This window comes from Staphylococcus sp. HMSC072E01, from assembly GCF_001814125.1.
GTDB lineage: Bacteria > Bacillota > Bacilli > Staphylococcales > Staphylococcaceae > Staphylococcus > Staphylococcus hominis.
The window spans coordinates 1,995-2,277 of the sequence record NZ_KV814988.1; the positions used below are offsets into that span (position 1 = coordinate 1,995).

Annotated in this window: 1 protein-coding gene; it reads right to left on the reverse strand. The window is 31.8% G+C overall.

Annotation, left to right across the window (positions count from 1 at the left end):
- On the reverse strand, window positions 1-193 hold a 193-nt coding region (locus HMPREF2953_RS08550), incomplete at its 3' end, for a DUF960 family protein (RefSeq protein ID WP_218086337.1).
- Between the last annotated feature and the right edge of the window lie 90 nt (window positions 194-283).

The following is a 283-nucleotide window of genomic DNA, read 5'->3' on the forward strand; positions in this document are numbered from 1 at the left end:
CCAATTTGTATGCGGGTTGTTCTTGTTCATGTGTAATAGAAAGTATATTATTATCTTCTTGTAGTCTAAAAATGTGTAGGTAATCTGTATGAGGTTGACTATCTCTTTCTTTTACTATATTCCAAAGTAAGATTTGAAGGTCTAGAGATAGGTGTTCACTAATCCCTCTGGTGATATATCGATTGATTTTCATGTTATTTTACCTCATCTTGAATTTCTTTCATGATGATAATCGCTTGGCTAATAATCGTAACAGATATTTGTGCCACTTTGATCCAATTAT